This window comes from Pseudomonas sp. PS02303 (genome assembly GCF_029959925.1).
In the GTDB taxonomy this organism is placed as follows: Bacteria; Pseudomonadota; Gammaproteobacteria; order Pseudomonadales; family Pseudomonadaceae; genus Aquipseudomonas; species Aquipseudomonas mandelii.
Window position 1 is genome coordinate 1 of the sequence record NZ_JASCOM010000425.1, and the last position, 3,059, is coordinate 3,059.

3 protein-coding genes are annotated in these 3,059 nt (G+C 36.8%); 2 read left to right on the plus strand and 1 reads right to left on the minus strand.

The genetic code is table 11. From position 1 onward, the window contains the following. The first annotated feature begins 607 nt into the window (after positions 1-607). Both QMX98_RS33585 and QMX98_RS33590 read left to right on the plus strand, forming a co-directional pair. Complete coding sequence (locus QMX98_RS33585) at positions 608-1,165, plus strand: replication/maintenance protein RepL (protein ID WP_282412037.1); 558 nt, start codon at positions 608-610, stop codon at positions 1,163-1,165. After that, a complete protein-coding gene (locus tag QMX98_RS33590; protein ID WP_282412038.1) occupies positions 1,158-1,400 on the plus strand; it encodes a hypothetical protein in 243 nt (80 codons plus the stop codon). Before QMX98_RS33585 ends, QMX98_RS33590 begins: the two co-directional genes overlap by 8 nt. Positions 1,401-1,441: 41 nt before the next feature. Here the strand turns inward: QMX98_RS33590 and QMX98_RS33595 are convergent, their stop codons facing one another. Next, positions 1,442-2,611 carry a hypothetical protein gene (locus tag QMX98_RS33595; protein WP_282412039.1) on the minus strand — a complete coding sequence of 390 codons (1,170 nt, stop codon included), beginning with the start codon at positions 2,609-2,611 and terminating at the stop codon, positions 1,442-1,444. Between the last annotated feature and the right edge of the window lie 448 nt (positions 2,612-3,059).

Consider the following 3,059-nt stretch of genomic DNA (forward strand, 5'->3'; position numbering starts at 1 on the left):
CAGGGAATGTGTGGGTGTGCTGTCAGTCACCGAAGATCAAAAGCGAGTAATCAGGATGGCGGGCTCTTACGATCTCGACCAACCTGAAAGGTTTACGTGAATGTAAACCGTGGCTTTACGTAGATGTAAACCTGATCGATCAAGGTCGTTTGGCATCGGTGGCCGGCTTCTTGGCCAGCGATGACGAATGACCCAACAACGAACGTAGTGAGGCGTTAGGCTCTCAACTGAGGCACACACACGGCTTTCGCCAGATCGTTGCTTGTAGGGACACCACAGGACGATCTACACCACTAGCCACGCTCTGGGTGTCCCTATGATCTCGAAAATCATGGAAATCCCACGATCTCGAGATCCCTGAAGATCAGATACTAGAGCGATAACTTTTTTTTTCATGATTTTTTTCAAAAAAATCCTTATAAATCAATACTTTGCGATGATTTACCTCTTATGGGGCATGTAAAGCCACGGTTTACATCTACGTAAAGCCACGGTTTACCTATTTTTTTTTCAATTTTTCAATGATTTTTATACATTATGTCAAGCGTTGGCTTGACATGGTGTAAATCTATGGTAAAACTTAATTACTAACATCGAGGATCTTATTATGCAAAGTAATATTGAAGATAAAAGAAACATAGAAGAACTAAGAGACGCTAATGCGAGACTTCTAACTATAATTGAAGAAAAAGATAACGAATTAAAAGAAAGAAAGAATTTGAACTTTGTTCAAATGTATAAAGAAAATATAAAACAATTACGTGGATTAGTTAATTTAAACGCAACAGCTTTCGAGATTCTTTTAATACTTGTAGAGCTAATGGATAAAGAAAATGCGATTTTAATTTCTTATTCAGCAATGATGCAAATAACAAAAAAATCAAGACAAACATGTTCAAAAGCAATAGGCGATTTACAAGATAGTAATTTTATTAAAGTCATTAAATCAGGTAGCTCTAACGTCTACATGATAAATTCCAATGTGTTTTGGACAAGCGATAACCAAAGCAAAAACAAAACCGCCACGTTTAGTGCGAAAGTCTTTGTTACTCAGGACGAACAAGGCGAGAACTGGACCGATGTTAAAACTAAGAAAATCAAAGTTACTACATTGAACGGTAAAAAAACATTAACAGAAACAGACAAAGGAGAAGAAAATGAATAAAGAAAATATACCAGCATGGAAACAAGCATTAAAAACAATGGTTTTTAATGATAATTACATCATTTATTGCTTTTTGAATGATAGAAGAGACGCATTAGAAGCACAAACAAAGACGATTGAGGGAATGGCTAAGCCAATCCCCCAAGAAACAAAGGATTTTTATCGTTATTTAAAAGAAAAAATGGATTTTTTTGATGATGAAATCGAAAGAATTTTAAAAGAAATAAACCAATAAGCCCTTACGGGCTTTAAAAGCTTCTGGTGCTTCGCTTTTTGTTATTTGTATTTTATCTTACGTCTTTTTTCCGAAACCGGGTTAAATGTTGGATTATCTTCTACTTGTGTTTCATACGCATCAAGAACCTTTTCAATATTATCACCAATATCATCACTATATAGAGGATTTAGCTCTATATCTGTTTTGGTTGTTAATACTTCTTGCCTATTCGATTCAATATCAAATTCATCGGCTTTAATGATAATTGACGTTATCCATGTAACGGCCTTATCTGCAAGTTTTTGAAGATCATCAACCAACTTTTTCAATGAAAAAGCTTGTTTCTCCGCTTCAATATCAGCCGGTATGAGAGCCTTTTGCTTATCGGTGAGGCTTTCCACGCCATGCGTGATAATCGTGTCTAGAATGGCCTTCTGCTGCCCTGCAGCGACGGCCAGATCGATCTCAGCATCGAAAAACATACCTTCAATGGTTGATTTTGTTTTTTTCTCTACTTCCAGTAGCTGTTGCTTTGCTTCATTAGCAGCTTTTTCTGCTTTTTCTGCTAAATATTGACTTTTTGGTTTTCTTCTTCCAAGTTTCACATTTTCCGGCTTATATGCTTTATAGTCCATTTTGCAATGGCTTAAAACTGATAAATTGAATTGTTTCTTTAACTCGTTGGTTAATCTTCTTCTATCAATTCGTAGAAGTCTTTCACCATCATAAACAGTTGGGATTACCATATTTAAGTGCGGGTTTTTCTGATCATGAATGATACAGAATGTTTTACCGCCAAACTGTTGAGCAGTAGGTACAGAACCTTTGAAATTTAGGTTTTTTTTAATCTTTCCAGTTTCTGCATCTGGTTCAGGCTCTGGTTCTTGTAAAAAAAGTTCTTTATGAACAACTCTTAAAATATCTCTTGTTATAGATTTCCATTGTTCAGGTGTTGGTTTTATAGTTTTCGGCAATACAAAATCAAAAGATTGTGCGTAATTTGAATATTCACGACCAGCATTAACTTTATTGGCTTTTGCAATTTCCAACAAAGTTGCGTTTAAAAACTTTTCAGGGTTATCACATGCACCATCAAACACCGGATATATTTCGGTGTTTTTATGTGATGGTTCATTTACATCAGTTAAGTAATTGACGTAGGCAATTAGGCCATCGCCTTTCTTTTTTACTGATTGAGCTATTACTGTAAAGTTCTTAATTCCTGACATATAGATTTCGAATGTTGATATCTATATCTAATCATAGAAATTCTAAAATTCAAGTTTTCTTAAAATGAAATCAAGTGCTTCAAGATAGGACAAGGGGGTGCCCCCCTTGACGTAACTTCGTTACTTCCTACTTGCTGGGGACACCCCAGACCCAAAAGCAAGATCAAAAACAGATCAAAAGCGAATCAAGATCAAGAGCTGATAGCCTTCAAAAACTTCGTTTTTTCAGTAGCTGTCTGTTTCAAAAGCATCGCGTCGCTCTTGCTTTATTCACCAGAACAGCACCGGCACGGTGCCCATGCACCCGCCAACATTTCCCTCCAGGGAATGTGTGGGTGTGCTGTCAGTCACCGAAGATCAAAAGCGAGTAATCAGGATGGCGGGCTCTTACGATCTCGACCAACCTGAAAGGTTTACGTGAATGTAAACCGTGGCTTTACGTAGATGT

Bases quoted from the DNA above. Each gene is read 5' to 3' on its own strand.
- QMX98_RS33595 (WP_282412039.1), bottom strand. From the start codon at position 2,611: ATGTCAGGAATTAAGAACTTTACAGTAATAGCTCAATCAGTAAAAAAG.
- QMX98_RS33590 (WP_282412038.1), top strand. From the start codon at position 1,158: ATGAATAAAGAAAATATACCAGCATGGAAACAAGCATTAAAAACAATG.
- QMX98_RS33585 (WP_282412037.1), top strand. From the start codon at position 608: ATGCAAAGTAATATTGAAGATAAAAGAAACATAGAAGAACTAAGAGAC.